This is a genomic window from Pyxidicoccus caerfyrddinensis (assembly GCF_010894405.1).
Classification (GTDB): Bacteria; Myxococcota; Myxococcia; order Myxococcales; family Myxococcaceae; genus Myxococcus; species Myxococcus caerfyrddinensis.
In genome coordinates this window covers 160,587-178,469 of the sequence record NZ_JAAIYA010000018.1, presented here as the reverse complement: position 1 = coordinate 178,469, position 17,883 = coordinate 160,587, and the positions used below count along the sequence as shown (strand labels likewise).

The 17,883-nt window shown below is 70.4% G+C and carries 19 protein-coding genes; 15 read left to right on the top strand and 4 right to left on the bottom strand.

Translation table 11 applies throughout. From position 1 onward, the window contains the following. Window positions 1-22: 22 nt before the first annotated feature. The 7 genes from G4D86_RS35345 to G4D86_RS35315 all read left to right on the top strand — a co-directional run bounded on the left by G4D86_RS35345 (window position 23) and on the right by G4D86_RS35315 (window position 7,871). Window positions 23-565, top strand: coding sequence for an RNA polymerase sigma factor (locus tag G4D86_RS35345; protein ID WP_240360636.1), 543 nt, complete (start codon window positions 23-25; stop codon window positions 563-565). Next, window positions 562-1,329: a DUF4384 domain-containing protein gene (locus G4D86_RS35340; RefSeq protein ID WP_163998524.1), complete on the top strand. Its 768-nt coding sequence runs from the start codon at window positions 562-564 to the stop codon at window positions 1,327-1,329. The genes G4D86_RS35345 and G4D86_RS35340 overlap by 4 nt, the downstream gene beginning before the upstream one ends. Continuing rightward, window positions 1,326-2,921, top strand: coding sequence for a caspase family protein (locus G4D86_RS35335; RefSeq protein WP_163998523.1), 1,596 nt, complete (start codon window positions 1,326-1,328; stop codon window positions 2,919-2,921). The genes G4D86_RS35340 and G4D86_RS35335 overlap by 4 nt, the downstream gene beginning before the upstream one ends. A gap of 11 nt (window positions 2,922-2,932) precedes the next feature. Beyond that, entirely contained in the window at window positions 2,933-3,892 is a 960-nt protein-coding gene (locus G4D86_RS35330) for a hypothetical protein (RefSeq protein WP_240360635.1), read from the top strand. Window positions 3,893-4,024: 132 nt separating this feature from the next. Beyond that, the gene (locus tag G4D86_RS35325; RefSeq protein ID WP_163998521.1) at window positions 4,025-5,659 is read left to right on the top strand and encodes an AmpG family muropeptide MFS transporter; all 1,635 of its coding nucleotides are present in this window, start codon (window positions 4,025-4,027) and stop codon (window positions 5,657-5,659) included. A gap of 147 nt (window positions 5,660-5,806) precedes the next feature. Continuing rightward, window positions 5,807-7,444 (top strand): phosphoglucomutase (alpha-D-glucose-1,6-bisphosphate-dependent), encoded by a 1,638-nt coding sequence (pgm, locus tag G4D86_RS35320; RefSeq protein WP_163998520.1) that lies wholly within the window; start codon window positions 5,807-5,809, stop codon window positions 7,442-7,444. Window positions 7,445-7,511: 67 nt separating this feature from the next. Next, window positions 7,512-7,871 (top strand): DoxX family protein, encoded by a 360-nt coding sequence (locus G4D86_RS35315; RefSeq protein WP_163998519.1) that lies wholly within the window; start codon window positions 7,512-7,514, stop codon window positions 7,869-7,871. Between the two features lie 15 nt (window positions 7,872-7,886). Here the strand turns inward: G4D86_RS35315 and G4D86_RS35310 are convergent, their stop codons facing one another. Next, window positions 7,887-8,399: a hypothetical protein gene (locus G4D86_RS35310; RefSeq protein WP_163998518.1), complete on the bottom strand. Its 513-nt coding sequence runs from the start codon at window positions 8,397-8,399 to the stop codon at window positions 7,887-7,889. 269 nt (window positions 8,400-8,668) lie between these two features. On the opposite strand from G4D86_RS35310, the gene rpoZ reads away from it, so the two are divergent. Further along, on the top strand, window positions 8,669-8,905 hold the full coding sequence (gene rpoZ / locus G4D86_RS35305) for a DNA-directed RNA polymerase subunit omega (RefSeq protein ID WP_163998517.1): 237 nt from the start codon (window positions 8,669-8,671) through the stop codon (window positions 8,903-8,905). A gap of 14 nt (window positions 8,906-8,919) precedes the next feature. Here the strand turns inward: rpoZ and G4D86_RS35300 are convergent, their stop codons facing one another. The 3 genes from G4D86_RS35300 to G4D86_RS35290 are packed head-to-tail and all read right to left on the bottom strand — an operon-like array spanning window position 8,920 to window position 10,684. Then, window positions 8,920-9,402, bottom strand: coding sequence for an NUDIX hydrolase (locus G4D86_RS35300; protein ID WP_163998516.1), 483 nt, complete (start codon window positions 9,400-9,402; stop codon window positions 8,920-8,922). A gap of 36 nt (window positions 9,403-9,438) precedes the next feature. Continuing rightward, on the bottom strand, window positions 9,439-10,080 hold the full coding sequence (locus tag G4D86_RS35295) for a hypothetical protein (protein WP_163998515.1): 642 nt from the start codon (window positions 10,078-10,080) through the stop codon (window positions 9,439-9,441). A gap of 16 nt (window positions 10,081-10,096) precedes the next feature. Then, window positions 10,097-10,684: a hypothetical protein gene (locus tag G4D86_RS35290; protein WP_205519981.1), complete on the bottom strand. Its 588-nt coding sequence runs from the start codon at window positions 10,682-10,684 to the stop codon at window positions 10,097-10,099. Window positions 10,685-11,096: 412 nt separating this feature from the next. On the opposite strand from G4D86_RS35290, the gene groES reads away from it, so the two are divergent. The 7 genes from groES to G4D86_RS35255 all read left to right on the top strand — a co-directional run bounded on the left by groES (window position 11,097) and on the right by G4D86_RS35255 (window position 17,770). Next, window positions 11,097-11,387, top strand: coding sequence for a co-chaperone GroES (groES, locus tag G4D86_RS35285; protein WP_163998513.1), 291 nt, complete (start codon window positions 11,097-11,099; stop codon window positions 11,385-11,387). 42 nt (window positions 11,388-11,429) lie between these two features. Further along, window positions 11,430-13,070 (top strand): chaperonin GroEL, encoded by a 1,641-nt coding sequence (gene groL / locus G4D86_RS35280; RefSeq protein WP_163998512.1) that lies wholly within the window; start codon window positions 11,430-11,432, stop codon window positions 13,068-13,070. Between the two features lie 156 nt (window positions 13,071-13,226). Then, complete coding sequence (grxC, locus tag G4D86_RS35275) at window positions 13,227-13,484, top strand: glutaredoxin 3 (RefSeq protein ID WP_163998511.1); 258 nt, start codon at window positions 13,227-13,229, stop codon at window positions 13,482-13,484. Between the two features lie 94 nt (window positions 13,485-13,578). Beyond that, on the top strand, window positions 13,579-13,980 hold the full coding sequence (locus tag G4D86_RS35270; protein WP_163998510.1) for a hypothetical protein: 402 nt from the start codon (window positions 13,579-13,581) through the stop codon (window positions 13,978-13,980). A 67-nt stretch (window positions 13,981-14,047) separates the two neighbouring features. Further along, a complete protein-coding gene (locus G4D86_RS35265) occupies window positions 14,048-15,058 on the top strand; it encodes a hypothetical protein (RefSeq protein WP_163998509.1) in 1,011 nt (336 codons plus the stop codon). Between the two features lie 84 nt (window positions 15,059-15,142). Further along, entirely contained in the window at window positions 15,143-16,525 is a 1,383-nt protein-coding gene (locus tag G4D86_RS35260) for a sigma 54-interacting transcriptional regulator (protein WP_163998563.1), read from the top strand. A 39-nt stretch (window positions 16,526-16,564) separates the two neighbouring features. After that, window positions 16,565-17,770, top strand: coding sequence for a hypothetical protein (locus G4D86_RS35255; RefSeq protein WP_163998508.1), 1,206 nt, complete (start codon window positions 16,565-16,567; stop codon window positions 17,768-17,770). Window positions 17,771-17,883 lie beyond the last annotated feature (113 nt).

Below are 17,883 nucleotides of genomic sequence, written 5' to 3'. Positions count from 1 at the left end.
AGCTCGCGGTAGGCTGCGGCGCGTGACGGGAACGAGCCAGCCGGTCCTCAAGGTGATTCAAGGTGGCCACCACCAGGACCGGCGGGCCCTCATGCGCGAGCTGTACACGAAGTATGGCGGCAGCGTGATGGGCCGCTGCCGCTACCTCCTGAAGGACGCGACGAAGGCAGAGGACGCGATGCACGACGTATTCGCCCGCGCCCTCACCCACGGCGACGACTTCCGCGCGGAGGCGTCGCCGCTGACGTGGTTGATGAAGATTGCCACCAACCACTGCCTCAACCAGCTCCGCTCGGAGCGGGCGGGCTGGCGGCAGTGGTTCGAGCGGGACGCGGCGGCGCGCTCGGAAGGGCACGGCGGCGCGGGCGAGCTGGAGACGCGCGACCTGGTGCGCCGGCTGCTGGCGAAGGTGGACGTGGAGACGCAGGCGGCGGTGGTGCACTACCACGTGGACGGGATGACGCTGGAAGAGGTGGCGACGGTGCTGGGGCGCTCGGTCCCCACCATCCGCAAGAGGCTGGAGCGCTTCGCCGAGCTGGGTGGAGAGGAGCTGAGGGTCCGATGAGCGCGCACGAGTCGGAGTGGACATTGCGCCGCCTGAGCGCCGGGGAGCTGGCCGCCGCCGAGGCCGCCCGTGCCCGCGCCCACGCGGCCAACTGCGCGGCCTGCGGCGCCACCCTGCGGGGGCTCGAGCAAGACCAGGCCCGCTTCGAGGCCGCGGTTCCCTTCGAGCACTTCGAGGCCGGCGTGGAGCGCGCGGTGCAGCGGCAGCGGCGCAGCGAGTCCTTCCGCACGCCGCCCCGGCGCTGGGTGGCGACGACGGTGGCGATGGCCGCCTCGGTGCTGGTGGTGGTGCTGGCCCGGCCCCTGCTGAGCAACGGCCGGGGACTCAATGGCCTCAAGGGCGGCGCGGTGGCGGAGCTGCGCATCGGCGGTGGCTCGGGCCCGCAGCGCGAGGCCCGCACGGACGCGCCCGAGGCGTTGGACTACGGCGAGCGGGTGAGGCTGGGCTACCAGGCCCACGAGCACCGGTACGTGGCGGCGGTGTCGGTGGACGCCATCGGCGAGGTGACGCCGCTCCACCCGGAGTCGGGCGAGAGCCTTCCGGTGGAGCCCGGCGCGGACATGCACTGGCTGCCGGACAGCTGGGAGCTGACGGGCTCCGGCGCCGAGCGCGTGGTGCTGGTGCTGACGGATGCGCCCGTGTCGGTGGACGCGTTGGTGGACGCGGCGCGGCGGGCCTTCCTGGCGGCGGACGGCAACGTGGAGCGCATGGCGCTGCTCGACGTGCCGGGTGAACAGACGCACTGGGTGCTGATCAAGCCATGAGCCCCCTGCCCTCCTCCCTTCGGGCCCTGGCCCTGTCGCTGGCCCTGGTGGCCACGGCCGCGCACGCGGATGTGCTGCGCCGCTTCGCGCTGGTGGCGGGCAACGACGAGGGCGGCGGTGACACGCGCCCCCTGCAGTTCGCCCGCGACGACGCGCGGAAGATGTTCGAGCTCCTGCAGCGGCTGGGCGGCGTGGCACCCGGGGACGCGAAGCTGCTGCTCGACGAGGACTCGCGGGACTTCCTCGCCGCGCTGACGGAGCTGGAGGGACGCGCGCGCGCGGCGCGGGCCCGGGGCGAGCGCACGGCGCTGATGGTCTACTACTCGGGCCATGCGAAGGACGGCTCGCTGCGGCTGGGCGACTCGCGGCTGGCCTACGAGGATTTGAAGCGCCGGCTGGCGGATGCTCCGGTGGACATCCGCATCGCCATCCTGGACTCGTGCCGCTCCGGCGCGCTGACGCGCACCAAGGGCGCGCGGCGGGCACCGGCCTTCGAGATTGAATCCGGCGCGGCGAGGGATGCGCGGGGCCTGGTCATCCTCACCTCCAGCTCGGCGGACGAGGACTCGCAGGAGTCGGACGCGCTGCGCGGCAGCTACTTCTCACACCACCTGGCCAGCGGCCTCCTGGGTGATGCGGACCGCAGCGGCGACGGACGGGTGACGCTGTTCGAGGCGTACTCGCATGCGTACGCGCGCACGGTGGCGGACACGGCGGCGAGCACCGCGGGCCCGCAGCACCCGACGTTCAGCTACGACCTGGCCGGCAACGGGGACCTGGTGCTGACGGACCTGCGCGCCAGCGGCGAGGGGCTGCTGGTGCCGGGCGCCGCGCCCGCGGGCACGTACTACTTCGTGGACCCGGGCGGCATGGTGGTGGCGGAGCTGGACAAGACGGCGGACGTGGAGCGCCGGGTGGCGCTGGCGCCGGGCACGTACCGGGTGAAGCGCCGCCTTCCGGACCGGCTGCGCATCGGCGAGGTGGAGGTGCCGCGCGGGCGGGCGGCGGTGCTGGAGGAGACGCGGCTGCGCGACGCGCCCTTCTCCGACGACCCGGTGAAGGGCGCCGCGCGGGACGGCGGCGCGTGGTGGACGGTGGGATTCTCCGGCGGGGTGCAGTCCTTCCTGGACGCGCCCACGCGCGACACGCTGTTCCTCTCCGTGGGCCTGCTGGGCGCGGAGGCGCAGCTGCACGACTACTTCCGACGCGACTGGGTGTGGGGCGTGGACGTGGCGGTGGGCGGCAAGCAGGCCGTGCTGGCGCTGCCCACACTGGCGGGGCCGGCCTACCGCTACTCGGTGACGAGCCTGGGCACCACGCTGACCGCTGAGTGGCCCCATGGAAGTGTGACGCCCTTCGTGGGCGGACGGCTGGCGTACCTCATGCTGCGGCGCGACTTCGAGGACGAGGCCTTCCCGGACCAGAAGTTCGCCATGTTCTCCCCGGGCGTGGTGGGCGGCGTGCGCTGGAAGCCGCTGCCGCGCCTGTACGTCACCGGTCAGGCCCGCCTCCACTACCTGCAATACACCGTCGATGAGCAGCGCTCGCTGGGTTACTGGGAGCTGGGCGCGCTCCTCACCTACCAGCCATGAAGGAGCACGCGATGCGACACCTGGCGATGGCCTGCCTGTGCCTGGCGGCGGCCGCGTGCGGCGGCGACTTCTCCAACGACGACCTCGAGTTCCTCAACGCGCTGCCCAAGCGCGAGGACCTGGCCGCGAAGCTGCCCGCGAGCAGCCAGGGCCGCACGGGCGGCGGGCTGACGACGCGCAAGGACGGGCTGTTGGTGAACCTGGGCGAGGTGTCCCAGCTCGCCTCGGACACGGACGACACGGGGCGCGACTTCAACACCGCGGTGGACGGGCTCTTGACGCTGCTGGAGAGCATCCGCGCCACGTCGCCCACCACGCGCGAGCCGGACCGCCGGGTGTGGGGCCCGTTCAAGGACAAGGACCACCCGGGCTTCGACGTGCGCTTCGTGATGGAGCGTGCGGAGCTGCGCTTCGACTACCAGCTGGAGTACCGCCGCACCGGCGCCGATGACACCGCGTGGTGGGCCTTCCTGACGGGCGCCTTCCAGGCGGACGCGGGCATCCGCAAGGGCGTGGGCACGCTGTCCCTGGACGTGAAGCGGGCCGTTCAGGAGGACTTCGCCGCGGGCGGCCTCATCACGCTGGACCGGCTGGACATCGACTATCAGACGAAGGCCCTGCCCACCCGGGTGGAGATGGCCTTCACGCCCCGGGGCGGCCTGACGGAGGCCGTGCGCTACACCTACCGCGAGGCGGAAGGCGGCCTGGGAGAGATGAAGTTCCGCCTGCCCGCCACGGACCTCGTCATCGGCGGCAAGCTGGAGGACGTGGAGCTGACCACGCGCTGGGCGCCGGACGGCCGGGGCATGGGCGTGCTGCTGGTGCTGGCCGGGGACATCCAGGGCGCGAAGTACACCGAGTGCTGGAATGCCCTGGGCCGCGTCACCTTCATCGCGCGCAGCTGGGACTTCTTCAATCCGACGGAGGGGGTGCGCACGACGTGCCCGGACTTCACCGCGCTGGACGAGTAGCCGGGAGCGAGCGCGCCCGGCCGCCCGCTCCTCTCGCTCTGGCGACCGGACATGTTGGAAGGCTGGCAGCCCGTCAACCGAGGGTGAACACGAAACCCGTCGCTCCAGAGGCGACTCGGTATAGTGCGCGCCATGAGTAATGGGCAGAAGACAGAGCAGCGCGCACAGCGTCCGGGGACACTGAAGAGCCTGGCGCTGGCGATGGCGTCCTGGCGGACGGCCGCGGTGACGCTGCTCTCGTTCTCCTCGGGTCTGCCCCTGGGCCTCGTCTGGATTGCGATTCCCGACTGGCTGCGCAGCGCGGGTGTGGACATCCGCGTGGTGGGACTCGTCACGCTCGCGCAGGCGCCCTGGTCCTTCAAGTTCCTCTGGTCGCCCCTCATGGACCGCTACGTGCCGCCCTTCTGGGGACGGCGGCGGGGATGGATGGCGCTGGCGCAGGTGGCCCTCTTCATCACCACGCTGGCGCTGGCGGGCGTGGGCGGTCACCCAGAAGCCGCGTGGGTGGTGGGCGCGCTGGCCATGGCGGTGGCGTTCTCCGCGGCCACGCAGGACATCGCCATCGACGCGTACTCGGTGGAGGTGCTGCGCAAGGAGGAGCAGGGCGTGGCGGTGGGCGCGCGCGTGGCGCTGTACCGCGCCGCCATGTTCATCGCCGGCTCTGCGGCCATCACCCTGGCGGGACGGATTTCGTGGAGCATCGTCGTCATCGGACTGGCGCTGCTCTACATCCCGCTGCTGTTCGTCACCCGCTTCGCCCCTGAGCCCGAGGAGCACGTCCCGCCTCCGCGCTCGCTGAAGGATGCCGTCTGGTACCCCTTCGTGGGCTTCCTGCAGCGGCACCGCGCGCTGGAAATCCTGGCGTTCGTCTTCGCGTACAAGCTGGCGGACAACCTCGGCGGCTCGCTGCTGCGCCCCTTCCTGGTGGACATGGGCTACAGCGCCACCGACCGCGGCGTGGCGCTGGGTACCATCGGCCTGTTCGGCACCATCGCCGGCACGCTGATTGGCGGCGCGTGGACCACGGTGCTGGGCCTGGGCCGGGCGCTGTGGCTGTTCGGCGTGGTGCAGATCGTCTCCAACATCGGCTACGTCCTCGTGGCGCGCGCCGGGGCACCCAATGAAGTGCTCATGTACTCCGCCATCGGCTTCGAGCAGGTGACGCAGGGCCTGGGCACCGGCGCCTTCTCCGTGCTGCTCTTGCGGCTCACGCAGAAGCGCTTCTCCGCCACCCAGTTCGCGCTGCTCTCCAGCCTCTTCTCCATCCCTCGCGTGGTGGCCGGGCCCATCAGCGGCTTCGCCGTCTACGCCATGGGCTGGGAGAACTTCTTCTGGGTCACCATGGTGGCGGGCATCCCCGGCCTGCTGCTGCTCGCGCGCTTCGTGCCGCCGGGCGTGAAGGACCCCAACTTCGACGTGGAGACGCAGGTCCGTCCGGTCGCCCGCGCGATGAGCCGTGGCGCCCTGACGACGACGGCCGTCCTGTCGGGCGTGGCGGGCATCGTGCTGGGCGGGCTGACGACGGCGCTGCTCGGCGCGATGCAGGCGGTGCGGACGAATCCCGCCGGGGGCTTCGACTTCGGCGCGGCCCTTTCTTCGATGCTCCAGCCTGCGTCCGTCTCCGACTGGGTGACGCTCGCCGGCATCGTCATCTTCGGGGTGATGGTGGGCCTGCTCACCGCGGCCACGCTCGCCGCGCGCTCGGGCGCCTTCTACATCCCCGACCAGGAGGCCCCGACCACCCCCGGCGCGGCCGAGGCGCGCTGAAGGACGGGGCTTCTGCTCGCGAGTCCACATCCCGGCGTGGGTGGGGCGTGACACGGGACTGAAGGCCCTCGCCACGGTGTACCGGCGTACAGGTGCCGCAACATGGGGGATCCATCCGGCGTGCGTCCTGCCTATGGTGGCGCCGCTATGGCCCACCCTCTCGCTGGCAAGCCCCCACCGGTAGAACTCCTCATCGACCCCGAGAAGCTGCGCGCCGCGTACTACGCAGAGCGCCCGGACGTGAATGTGCCGGAGCAGCGCGTCGCCTTCGGCACGTCCGGCCACCGCGGCTCCTCCGCGCGCCGCAGCTTCAACGAGGCCCACATCGTCGCGGTGACGCAGGCCGTCTGCGAGTACCGCAAGCAGCAGGGCATCGACGGGCCGCTGTACCTGGGCAAGGACACGCACGCCCTCTCCGACCCGGCGCAGCTCACCGCGCTGGAGGTGCTCGCCGCCAACGGTGTGCAGGTGCGCTTCAGTGACATCGCCACGCCCACGCCCGTCATCTCCCACGCCATCCTCACGTACAACAAGGGCCGCACCACCGGGCTCGCGGACGGCATCGTCATCACCCCGTCCCACAACCCGCCCGAGGACGGCGGCATCAAGTACAACCCGCCCAACGGCGGCCCCGCGGACACGAACGTCACCGCGGGCGTCGAGCGCCGCGCCAATGACTTGCTGGCCACGGGCAACGCGGGCGTGCAGCGCACCCCGCACGAGCGCGCGCGCACCGCGCCCACGGTGAAGCCGCACGACTTCATCACCCCGTACGTGGAGGACCTGGGCAACGTCGTGGACATGGAGGCGCTGCGCGGCGCGAAGCTGCACATCGGCGCCGACCCGCTCGGTGGCTCCAACGTGGCGTACTGGGAGCCCATCGCCACGCGGTACGGGCTGAATCTGCACGTGGTCAACCCCACGGTGGACCCGACGTTCCGCTTCATGCCGCTGGACCATGACGGGAAGATCCGCATGGACTGCTCGTCGCCGTACGCCATGGCGAACCTGGTGCGGCTGAAGGACCAGTACGACATCGCCTTCGGCAACGACGCGGACTCGGACCGGCACGGCATCGTCACGCGCAGCATGGGGTTGATGAACCCCAACCACTACCTCGCGGTGGCCATCGCCTACCTCTTCCAACGCCGGCCCGAATGGAAGCCCGGCACCGCGGTGGGCAAGACGCTGGTGAGCAGCGCCCTCATCGACCGCGTGGCGAAGGGGATGGGCCTTCGCGTCGTCGAAGTCCCGGTCGGCTTCAAGTGGTTCGTGGACGGGCTGGTGGACGGCTCGCTCGGCTTCGGCGGCGAGGAGAGCGCCGGTGCGTCCTTCCTCCGCCGCGACGGCAGCGTGTGGACCACGGACAAGGACGGCATCATCATGGACCTGCTGGCCGTGGAGATTCTCGCGCTCACCGGCAAGGACCCGGGCGAGCACTACCTGGCCCAGGCCGCCAGGTTCGGCGCGCCGCGCTACACACGCATCGACCAGCCGGCGACGCCCGCGCAGAAGGCGGCGCTCAAGAAGCTGTCGCCGGAGTCGGTGAAGGCCACCACGCTCGCGGGCGAGCCCATCCTCCAGCGCCTCACGCGCGCGCCCGGCAACAACGCGGACATCGGCGGGCTGAAGGTGGTGACGGAGAATGGCTGGTTCGCCGCGCGGCCCTCCGGCACCGAGGACGTGTACAAAATCTACGCGGAGAGCTTCCGCGACGACGCGCACCTCCAGTCCATCGTCCAGGAGGCGAGGGCCATCGTCGACGCGGCCTTCGCGGCGAAGTAGCGAAGGCATGGCTGGACCCGGGCTCCTCCGCGCGCTTGCATGCCACCGGAGGAGTTACCGCCCCCCCATGGAAACCGTGAAGCTCGTCCTGATGTACCTGCTCGCCCTGTTCATGGTGGCCGCGGGGCTGAACCACTTCCGCAACCCGCGCTTCTACCTGCGCATCATGCCGCCGTACCTCCCGTGGCACGGGCCGCTCGTGTTCCTGAGTGGCGTGGCGGAGGTGTTGCTGGGCGTGGGGCTCGTGGTGCCGCAGACGCGCCAGCTCGCAGCGTGGGGGCTCGTCGCGCTCTTCGTGGCCATCTTCCCCGCCAACCTCTACATGACGATGAACCCGGAGCGGTTCAAGAAGCTCCCCCCCACGCTGCTCTGGCTGCGGCTGCCCCTGCAGGGCGTCCTCATCCTCTGGGCCTGGTGGTACACCTGAGGCGACGGCCCGCGCTCAGCCGCGGGCAATCATCACCGTGCGGGCGACCAGGTCGACCGTCGCGAGGATGACGGCGCGCTTGGGCTGGATGCGCTGCTCCTCGAACTTGAGCCGGAAGGCCAGCGTGCCGGGCCGCTGCCCGTCCTGGAAGTCCAGCTGGAAGAGGAGCCGCCCGGGGAACTGCGCCACGCGGGTGGCGTTGGCCAGGTTCACGTAGCGCCCCGGCAGCAGCTGCGCGTCGTCCGGGCTGATGGTGCACAGCTGCGGCGCCGCGCCCGGGTTGAAGGTCACCTTCGAGCCCAGCCGCAGGTCGAGCAGCGCCGTCCGCGTGCCCTGCACCGTGAGAATCTTGCTGCTGATGATGTCCGGCTCGGCCGGCAGCGCGCTGCCCGTGCGGCAGGTGATCTTCGCCTCCTCCAGGTCGTCGTCGAACGGCGCGAAGGCACGCTGCTCCGCCCCAGCCTCCTCGCGGACCTCCATGTCCCTGCTCGACTCGCTGCCCGTGTACTCGTCGTGATGACTGCTCATCGTCGTGTCCCTTTTCGTTTCACCGCCCGCGCCATGCGGAGCGTGTCTGTGTTTCAAAAGGGACTACGCGGTGCGCGCGGAGGTGGATGGGCGGGCGGGGGTTGGAGCCCGTGTCCGTCCCAACCCCGGATCTCCCGGGAACGCCCACCCAGGGTGGGGGCGCCTGTCCGCCCGGCGGCCCTGCCCGTGCGTCCTTCCTTGACTCGACGGGAGGTGCTCTTTAGGTTTCCACGCTTTCTGTCGCCCCACCGAATTCCGAAGGACGTTCCATGGCTCGCGTCACAGTCGAAGACTGCCTCCCCCTCGTCGACAACCGGTTCGCGCTGGTGCTGCTCGCGGCGAAGCGCGCGCGCCAGCTGATGGCGGGCGCCCGCCCCATCATCGAGACGTCCAAGAACAAGCCCCCCGTGCTGTCCCTGCGCGAGGTGGCCACCGGCCGCGTGAAGTTCGACCGTGACGTGCGCGAGGCGCTGTCCGGCAAGTACACCCCCGCCGAAAAGCCCTGAGCCTCCCGTAGGCTTCAGCCGCCCTCGGTCTCCGGTATCCTGACCGGAGCGGGGGCGGCCTCAGGGAGCAGGCCCTGTGAGCGCAGCCACCGCACCGCGCGCGACGCCACGGCCTTCTCTCCCTTGTAGCCGAGCAGCGGCACCAGCTGCGTCACCGGCACCCAGCGCACCTCGTCCACCTCCACGCGCGGCCCCGGCAACGGCCCCAGCGCGCCCGCCTGGTAGCGGAAGAGGAAGAAGTGGACGCGCTTGAAGATGCGCTGCCCCCGGAACTGGTAGACGTAGCGAATCTCGCCCAGCGGCGCGATGAGCGTCACGGTGAGGCCCGTCTCCTCGTGCACCTCGCGGCTCGCCGTCTGCTCCGGGCTCTCCCCCGGGTCCACGTGCCCCTTGGGCAGCGCCCACAACGGGCGCCCGTGGGGACGAATGACGGCCACCTCCCAGGTGCCGGCACTCTCCCGGATGACGACCCCTCCTGCGGACGCCTCGCGTGGCATACCCACCCACCCTATCCGAAGCGGGCGGGCGGGTGCTCATCCACCGTGCGCGAAATGACGCAGCTTCGCCTCCGCCCCCAGTCGGTAGGCGTAGCGCAGGTCCCCCAGGAGCCGGTCCAACCGCCGCCCGGTGACGTGCCCCATCAGCCGGGAGCAGAAGCGCAGCGACAGCCGGTTCGCCTCCTCGTAGCGCCACCGCTCCTGGGACGACAGGCGCTCCCGGTAGGAGACGCGCTGGAAGAGGCGCTCGAGCAGCTCCTTCGCCCAGGCGCCCACCCCCTCTCCCCAGCGGTGCAGGAGGCACACGGCGAACTTGTCCACCTCCGCCTGGGCCTCCAGCTCCAGCAGCGACACCGTCCGCCCATGCGCCGCGGTGTGCGCCACGTAGAGGAAGTGGCTGACGCCCTCGGCCACCTGGCAGTACCCGTCCAGGTCTCCGTCGAGCAGGTACCCCAGCGGGCCGGACGCGTAGGGCTTCAGCCGGTCCAGCAGCGCGGGGGACAGGTACAGGGCCAGCTCCAGGTCGTCCCCGTCCTCGTGGACCAGCAGCTCCTCCTCGGAGCGCCCCGTGCCGCCCAGCTGCACCGCGGCCTCGGTGTCCACGACGAAGACTTCCGCCCGCGCCGCGCACGTGAAGCCGTAGATGGCCTCCAGATGGTCCTGCACCCGTCCAATCATCGCCGCCACCCGCCCGCTAGTTGGGAAGCCCCTTGGGCGGAGGCACCATGCCCGCGTCCACCAGCACCCGCTCCAGCCTGTCGCTGCCGGAGCGCGCCCAGGACTCGTAGACCTTGAGCGCGCCGCTCGGGCCGGCCTTCACCATGCCGCGCGCGGCAATCTCCTCCAGCACCTCCACCAGCGCGCGGAACTTGTCGCGCAGCTCGCCGTACACCTGCGCCGCCGGCGACAGCTCCGCCACCTGGCCGTACGCCGTGCCACCCATCTGGATGTAGTAGTCCGGGCCCACCACGCCGGACTGCAGCGCGCTGGAGAAGAAGCCCGCCGTGTACAGCGAGACGTCCCCCAGCCGCCGCAGCGTGCGGATGCGCTCGTTGCGCTCCTGCTGCAGCGCCTGGTGGTAGAGCAGCGCCAGCGGCTCGTGGTCCTTCCGGCCGTCCTCCTCGCGGGTGAACAGCTTGTCGGTGAGCGCGAACTCCGAGAGCAGATTCACGAGGTAGAACTCCGTTACCTCTGTAATCCGCACCCGCTGCCGGCCAATCACCTCGTCCAGGAGCGACTTGAAGAACTCCGTCAGCGACAGGGACGCCACCAGTTCACTCATTGACACCTCCCGTCAGTCCCGAAGGCCATCCACGCCCCCGGGGGACACGGGAAAGGTACCAATGGCGCCGGGACACGGCAAAGGTGACTCCCAGTGATTCCGGGCACTTGCGTTGGCACTCGACCCTCTCGAGTGCCAATCCGGGCCCGCCCGCCGTGCGGCCGGGTGCAGTCCCGGCACGGTGGCTGGGAATACAAAAAACATAGGAATGCCGCGCAGTTGGCAGCATCTGCGACGCCGGTCCGGCATCGCTTGACGGGTCGACTTCCCTGGTTATTATCCGCCGCGCCTAGGCGTTAGCACTCGTGAGGTGCGAGTGCTAAATGCCGCGGGTCGTCACGACCCAATTACCCCCAAGAGGCGTCCCGGCCGGCAGTCATCCCGGGCCGGGCGCTACGCAAAGGAGCAGGCCATGAAGATTCGTCCCCTGCAGGATCGGCTCATCGTCAAGCGCGTCCCCGAGGAGTCCAAGACCAAGGGCGGTCTCTTCATCCCCGACACGGCGAAGGAGAAGCCCCTCGAGGGCAAGGTCATCGCCGTGGGCAACGGCAAGGTGCTCGAGGACGGCAAGGTCCGGCCCATGGACATCAAGGCCGGTGACACCATCCTGTTCAGCAAGTACGCCGGCACCGAGATCAAGCTCGACGGCGAGGAGCACCTGATCCTCCGCGAGGAGGATGTGCTCGGCGTGCTCGAGAAGTAATCGCCTTCCTTCCCACCTCTTTCCTTCAAGGAACCATCCAATATGGCGAAGGACATTCTGTTCGACGTGCGCGCCCGCGAGGCCATCCTCCGTGGCGTCAACATCCTGGCTGACGCGGTCAAGGTCACCCTCGGCCCCAAGGGCCGCAACGTCGTCATCGAGAAGAGCTTTGGCTCGCCCACCATCACCAAGGACGGTGTGACGGTCGCCAAGGAAATCGAGCTGGAGAACCGGTTCGAGAACATGGGCGCGCAGATGGTCAAGGAGGTCGCCTCCAAGACGTCTGACGTCGCCGGTGACGGCACCACCACGGCCACCGTGCTGGCGCAGGCCATCTTCCGCGAGGGCGCGAAGCTGGTCGCCGCGGGTCACAACCCGATGGAGATCAAGCGCGGCATCGACAAGGCCGTCACGGTCATCGTCGGCGAGCTGAAGAAGCTGGCGAAGCCCACCAAGGGTCAGAAGGAAGTGGCCCAGGTCGGCACCATCTCCGCCAACGGCGACGCCACCATCGGCCAGATCATCGCGGACGCGATGGAGAAGGTCGGCAAGGAGGGCGTCATCACGGTGGAGGAGGCCAAGGGCCTGGAGACCACCCTGGACGTGGTCGAGGGCATGCAGTTCGACCGCGGCTACCTCTCCCCGTACTTCGTGACGGACCCGGAGCGCATGGAGGCCGTCCTCAACGACTGCCTCATCCTCATCCACGAGAAGAAGATCTCGTCGATGAAGGACCTGCTGCCCGTGCTGGAGCAGGTGGCTCGCGCTGGCAAGCCGCTGCTCATCATCGCCGAGGACGTCGAGGGCGAGGCCCTGGCCACCCTGGTGGTGAACAAGATCCGCGGCGTGCTGAACGTGTGCGCGGTGAAGGCGCCGGGCTTCGGTGACCGCCGCAAGGCCATGCTCGAGGACATCGCCACCCTGACGGGCGGCAAGATGATCGCCGAGGACCTGGGCATCAAGCTGGACACGCTGACGCTCCAGGACCTGGGCCGCGCCAAGCGCATCACGGTGGACAAGGACAACACCACCATCGTCGACGGTGCCGGCAGCCAGCAGGAGATCGAGGCGCGCGTGAAGCAGATCCGCGCCACCATCGAGAACACCACGAGCGACTACGACCGCGAGAAGCTGCAGGAGCGGCTGGCGAAGCTGGTGGGCGGCGTGGCCGTCATCAACGTCGGCGCGGCCACCGAGACGGAGATGAAGGAGAAGAAGGCCCGCGTGGAGGACGCGCTCAACGCGACTCGCGCGGCCGTCGAGGAGGGCGTGGTGCCCGGCGGCGGCGTGGCCTTCATCCGGTGCCTCAAGGCGCTGGACGGCGTGGAGTTCACCGTCGGCGAGAAGTTCGGCGTGGACATCATCCGCCGCGCGCTCGAGGAGCCCCTGCGCCAGATCGTCGGCAACGGCGGCCTCGAGGGCAGCGTGGTGGTGAACAAGGTCAAGGAGGGCACGGGTCCGTTCGGCTTCAACGCCGCGACCGGCGCATACGAGGACCTGCTGGCCGCGGGCGTCATCGACCCGGCCAAGGTGAGCCGCAGCGCGCTGCAGAACGCGGCGTCCGTGGCCTCCCTCATGCTCACCACCGAGGCCATGGTGGCGGAGCGCCCGAAGGAGGAGAAGGAGGCCCCGGCCGGCGGCGGTATGGGCGGCATGGGCGGTATGGGCGGCATGGGCATGTAGTCGCCCCCCACTCCGGCTCCCATGCCGGGGTGACGGCCTGACAGCGGCCTCCGGTTCCTTCACAGGGAGCCGGGGGCCGTTGTGTTTTTCCAGGCAAGGTGGCGGCGGGGCCTTCCGGCCCTTAGTTTGGAAGGCAAGAAGAAGGAGGAGCTGCCCGTGAAGCCCGTGAAGATCTACACGACGACCTACTGTGGGTACTGCGTCCGCGCGAAGGACCTGCTCAAGCGCAAGGGTGTCGACTACGAAGAGGTGGACGTCACCGGAGACGACTCCATGCGCTCGAGGCTGGTGGAGATGAGCGGCGGCCAGCGCACCGTGCCGCAGATCTTCATCGGCGACGCGCACGTGGGCGGCTACTCGGACCTGTCCCGGCTGGACACCGAGGGCAAGCTGGACCCGATGCTCCAGGCCTGAGCCAACCAGGCAGGCGTGCGGTCCGCTCCGGCTGCCCGGGGCGCCGTGCATAGCTTCCCTCCCGTGGCACACCCACCTTTCGCGGGAGGCGGCAATGGCAGGCGAAGAAGCGCAGACAGGCACCCGTGACGAGCACTACAACCTCGTCAGCGCGCTGTATCACCTCCTCAAGGGCGCCTCGACGGCCGGGCAGTACATCGCCGACGCCGAGGAGTCGGGCGACCAGGAGCTCGCCCAGTTCTTCAGGGACTTGCAGGACGAGCAGCGCAACCTCTCCGAGCGCGCCAAGAATCTGCTCGGCGGCCGCATGCTGGGCGGTGAGAAGGCGGGCACCGGCCGCAAGTCCAAGGCGGGCTCGGGCAAGAGCGTCCCCACGCGCTCGCTGAAGACGCAGAGCAACGCGAGCGTCAATTCCGGCGGCAACGCGAGGGACGACATCGTGGACGAGGAGTCCAAGGAGTCCTTCCCCGCCAGCGACTCGCCCGCGCGCTACTGAGCGCGGCGCGGCGGGTCCGCACGGGTTTTCTGGATTCCGCGGGGCCGTTCGTCTTGGATGAGGGGCCGTGAAGCGCATCGGCCCGTCATTCCTCGCGCGCGCAGTCCTGCTGCTGGCGGCCTTCGGGGCCCTGGCGTGCCGGGGCCCGGCCGTCCAGGTGCAGCGCACCGTGCCCGAGGACCTCCGCGCGTCCGCGGTGGTGGTCTACCCCTTCGGCTTCCGCTGGGAAGCGCCCCCGTGGCGCGCGGTGGAGCTCTCCCAGCGCCTGGTGGACGTGGCGCTGGCCGAGCCCGGCGTGCAGGCCCTCTTCTTCGGCCCCACGGAGGTGCGGGTGTACCGGCCCGAGGCGGACGACGCGTGGACGGCCAGCGACGCGGTCGCCGTGCTGGCCCCCTACGGCGTGCGTCCGGAGGCCGCGCTGGTGCTCCGCCCCCGGGCCGAGCGCCGCGTCCAGGCCGGCCAACGTGAAATGGTGGACAGTCGTGGCCACACGGTGGGCCGGAGCGCCCAGGAAGCCGTGGTGTATCTGGGCACGGTGGAGGTGCTCCACCCCGCCAGCCGGCAGGTCGTGCTGGAGGTATCCGGCGAGGCCCCGGCGGACCCCTTCGCCGAAGTCACGGACGACGGCGCGGACCCCACCCCGGAGCTGACGGTGCTGATGGAAACGCTCACCCGCGAGGCCCTGAAGGCCCTCTCCGGCACGCTGCAGCCGCCGCGCGTCCCTTCCCCGCCCGTGGCCACGTCCGTGGCCTGGCTGCCCTGGGAGACGCTCCCCCTGGAGGCAGAGCTGGCCGGGAAGGACCTGCTCGACGCGGAGGTGCTCCGCCGGCAGCGCCTGCGCTTCGCCAACCCGGGCCTGGAGCCCGCCGTGCTGGACGCGCTGGCCCGGCAGCCCGGGGGCCTCTTCGTGCGCGAGGCCCCGCCCGGCTCGAAGCTGGCGGCGGGAGACCAGGTGCTGTCCCTGGACGACCGCCCCGCCCCACCCCAGGCCCTCGCCCGGACGCGGCTGTCCCCCGTCCCGGTGGAGGCTCGCGTGAGGCAACCCTCCGGGAGGATTGTTTCACTCTCGCTGCCCTGATGCGCTCAGACGTGACTCAGAGGGGGTAGAGGTGCGAGTCGTGCTTGCCCCCCTGGTCCCCTCGCACCTAAAGAGGACCCCATGATGGAACCCAGGCCCGAGACCACCCAGACCGCCCAGACGGACCAGGAAGGCCGCACCACCCGCATCCCCATCCACGAGTGGACCGTGGAGGTGGTGGGTGGGCCGGACAAAGGCAAGAAGGTGACCACCCAGGACGGGCTGGTGCGCGTGGGCTCGGACCCCGCCAGCGACCTGGTGCTCACGGACGCGACGGTGAGCCGCCGCCACCTGGAGGTGGAGCGCACCTCGCGCGGGCTGCTGCTGCGCGACGCCGGCAGCCGCAACGGCACCTTCCTCGACGGACGGCAGGTGGTCCAGGCCTACCTGGCCAGCGGGGACAAGCTGGAGCTGGGCAAGACGAAGCTGTCCGTGAAGGTGGCGCCGCGCCCCACCGAGGTGGAGGTGGCGGGCGCCGAGTCCTTCGGCTCGCTGGTGGGCGCCTCGGAGAAGATGCGCTGGGTCTTCACGGAGCTGCGCCGCGTGGCCCGCGAGGACATGAGCCTGCTCATCGAGGGTGAGACGGGCACCGGCAAGGAGCTGGCGGCGCGCGCCGTGCACCAGCACTCCTCGCGGCGGCACGGCCCCTTCAAGGTCGTGGACTGCAACCTCATCTCCGAGGAGAAGGCCGAGCGCGAGCTGTTCGGCGGCCTGCGCGCCGGCGAGGGCGAGGACCGCGAGGCCCGCGGCGTCTTCGAGGCGGCCCGGGGCGGCACCCTCTTCCTGGACGAGGTGGGCGAGCTGCCCCTCCAGGTGCAGGGCAAGCTCTTGCGCGTGCTGGAGACGCGCGAGGTGCCCTCGCTGGACGGGCAGCCGGTGGCGGTGGACGTACGCGTCATCGCCTCCACGCACCGCAACCTGGAGGAGGACGTGCGCCAGGGCCGCTTCCGCGCGGACCTCTACTTCCGGCTGGCCGTGGCGCGCGTGCGCCTGCCGCCCCTGCGCACCCGGCGGGAGGACCTGCCCGTCCTGGCCCAGGCCCTGTCGCAGACGCTGCGCTCCAGCGTGACGCTCACCCCGCAGACGCTGGCCCTCTTCGAGGGCTACGACTGGCCGGGCAACGTGCGCGAGCTGCGCAACGTGCTCGAGCGCGGCGCGCTGATGGAGGAGACGGGCAACAGCAGCTGGCTGGACTTCCTCGCGCAGCCCTCGCGCCGTGAGGAGGGCCAGGCCCCCGCCACCAACGTGTCCGCCATCGTCACCAACATGCCGTACCACGAGGCCAAGGACCGGGTGCTCGCGGACTTCGAGCGCTTGTACTTCGCCGAGGTGATGCGCACGGTGGGCTTCGACATGAAGGCCGCCGAGCAGCGCACCGGCCTGTCGATGCAGAGCCTCTACCGACTCTTGAAGAAGAACGGGCTTCGTCTCAAGGACCTCAAGAACGCCGAAGGCCTGGAGAAGTAGACGCCCGGACGCAGTCCCACCCCCAGGGAGAACAACCGCATGTTGCGTCGTCTTGCCGTAGCCTCCTTCGCCCTCACCGTCGCCGCCTGTGCCGGCCAGCAGAAGCCCGATGCCGCGGCTGCTGGCAAGGCCGTGCCCACCGAGGAGAAGGTCCGCATCACCAACCAGCCGCCGTTCGACCTGGTCTCCTGCTTCCCGCGCGAGCTGAAGATGCCGGAGCAGAACAGCCAGGGCGTGGTGCTCGGCGCGCTCCTGTCCGCGCGCCCGCAGGTGCAGGAGTGCCTGGTGGACCCGAAGAACCGGGGCCCCGAGGCGGCGACCAAGGTGGAGGTGAAGACCACCGTCACGGACCAGGGCGCCACGCACGTCCTCTCCGGGCAGAACCTCACCCCCGAGGGCACCGCCTGCATCCAGAAGGTGCTGGACACGCAGGTGCAGCCGGCGGCGCTCGCCAAGGGCGCGGCGCCGGTGGAGGCCACCCTCCCCTTCGAGCACACCGCCAGCGGCCTGAACTCCGTCAAGTTCGGCATCAACGAGGGCTCGGACTTCACCGGCTCCGTGCGCCTGGCGCAGCCGAGCTGGTGTGACTGCTACGCCAACTTCAAGGACAAGGTGCCCCCGGCGCTGACGGCCAAGGTGAAGCTGGTGAAGGCCCAGCAGACGCCCGCCCAGGTGACGTTCGAGCCCTCCGGCAGCACCGAGGGTGACCAGCTCGCCGCCTGCCTCCAGCCGAAGCTTGCCGCGCTGCCTGCGAAGCTGTCCTCCGACGAGCTGAACTTCAGCTACCGCTTCGTCCATTTCAACTCCAATGCCACCTCGGAGGCCTCGGCCACCCTGCCCTCGGAGCTGCGCTTCCTCCAGCTGGACCTGGTGCGCACGCAGCGCGCCGCGGACCAGGCCATCGCCGACGGCGCCCGCACCCCCGCGGCGCAGGCCTTCGCCGAGGTGGTGGACCGCTACCAGAAGACCAAGAACTACAAGCTCTTCGACGAGCTCGAGAGCAAGTGCAACGCGCTGGTGGCGGCGGACACCCGCGTCACCGAGTCCATCCAGGGCCGCCAGGAGACGGAGCAGGCCGCGCTCGCCATCGCCCAGGAGATGAAGGTGAAGGACGCCGAGGGCTGGACGGAGGCCGAGGCCGCCACCCAGAAGAACCTGGACGAGACGGTGAAGGAGCTCGCCGAGGCGCAGAAGATCGCCACCCAGGACAAGGGCGCCTGCCCGAAGAAGACGTACAAGAAGTAGTCAGTCCCTGACGGTGGAAACACGAAGGCGCGGGTCCCGAGAGCCGGGTCCCGCGCCTTCTGTATTTCAGGGGTACCGCGTACCGCGGGAAGGGGCCCGCGAAGGGCCCCCTC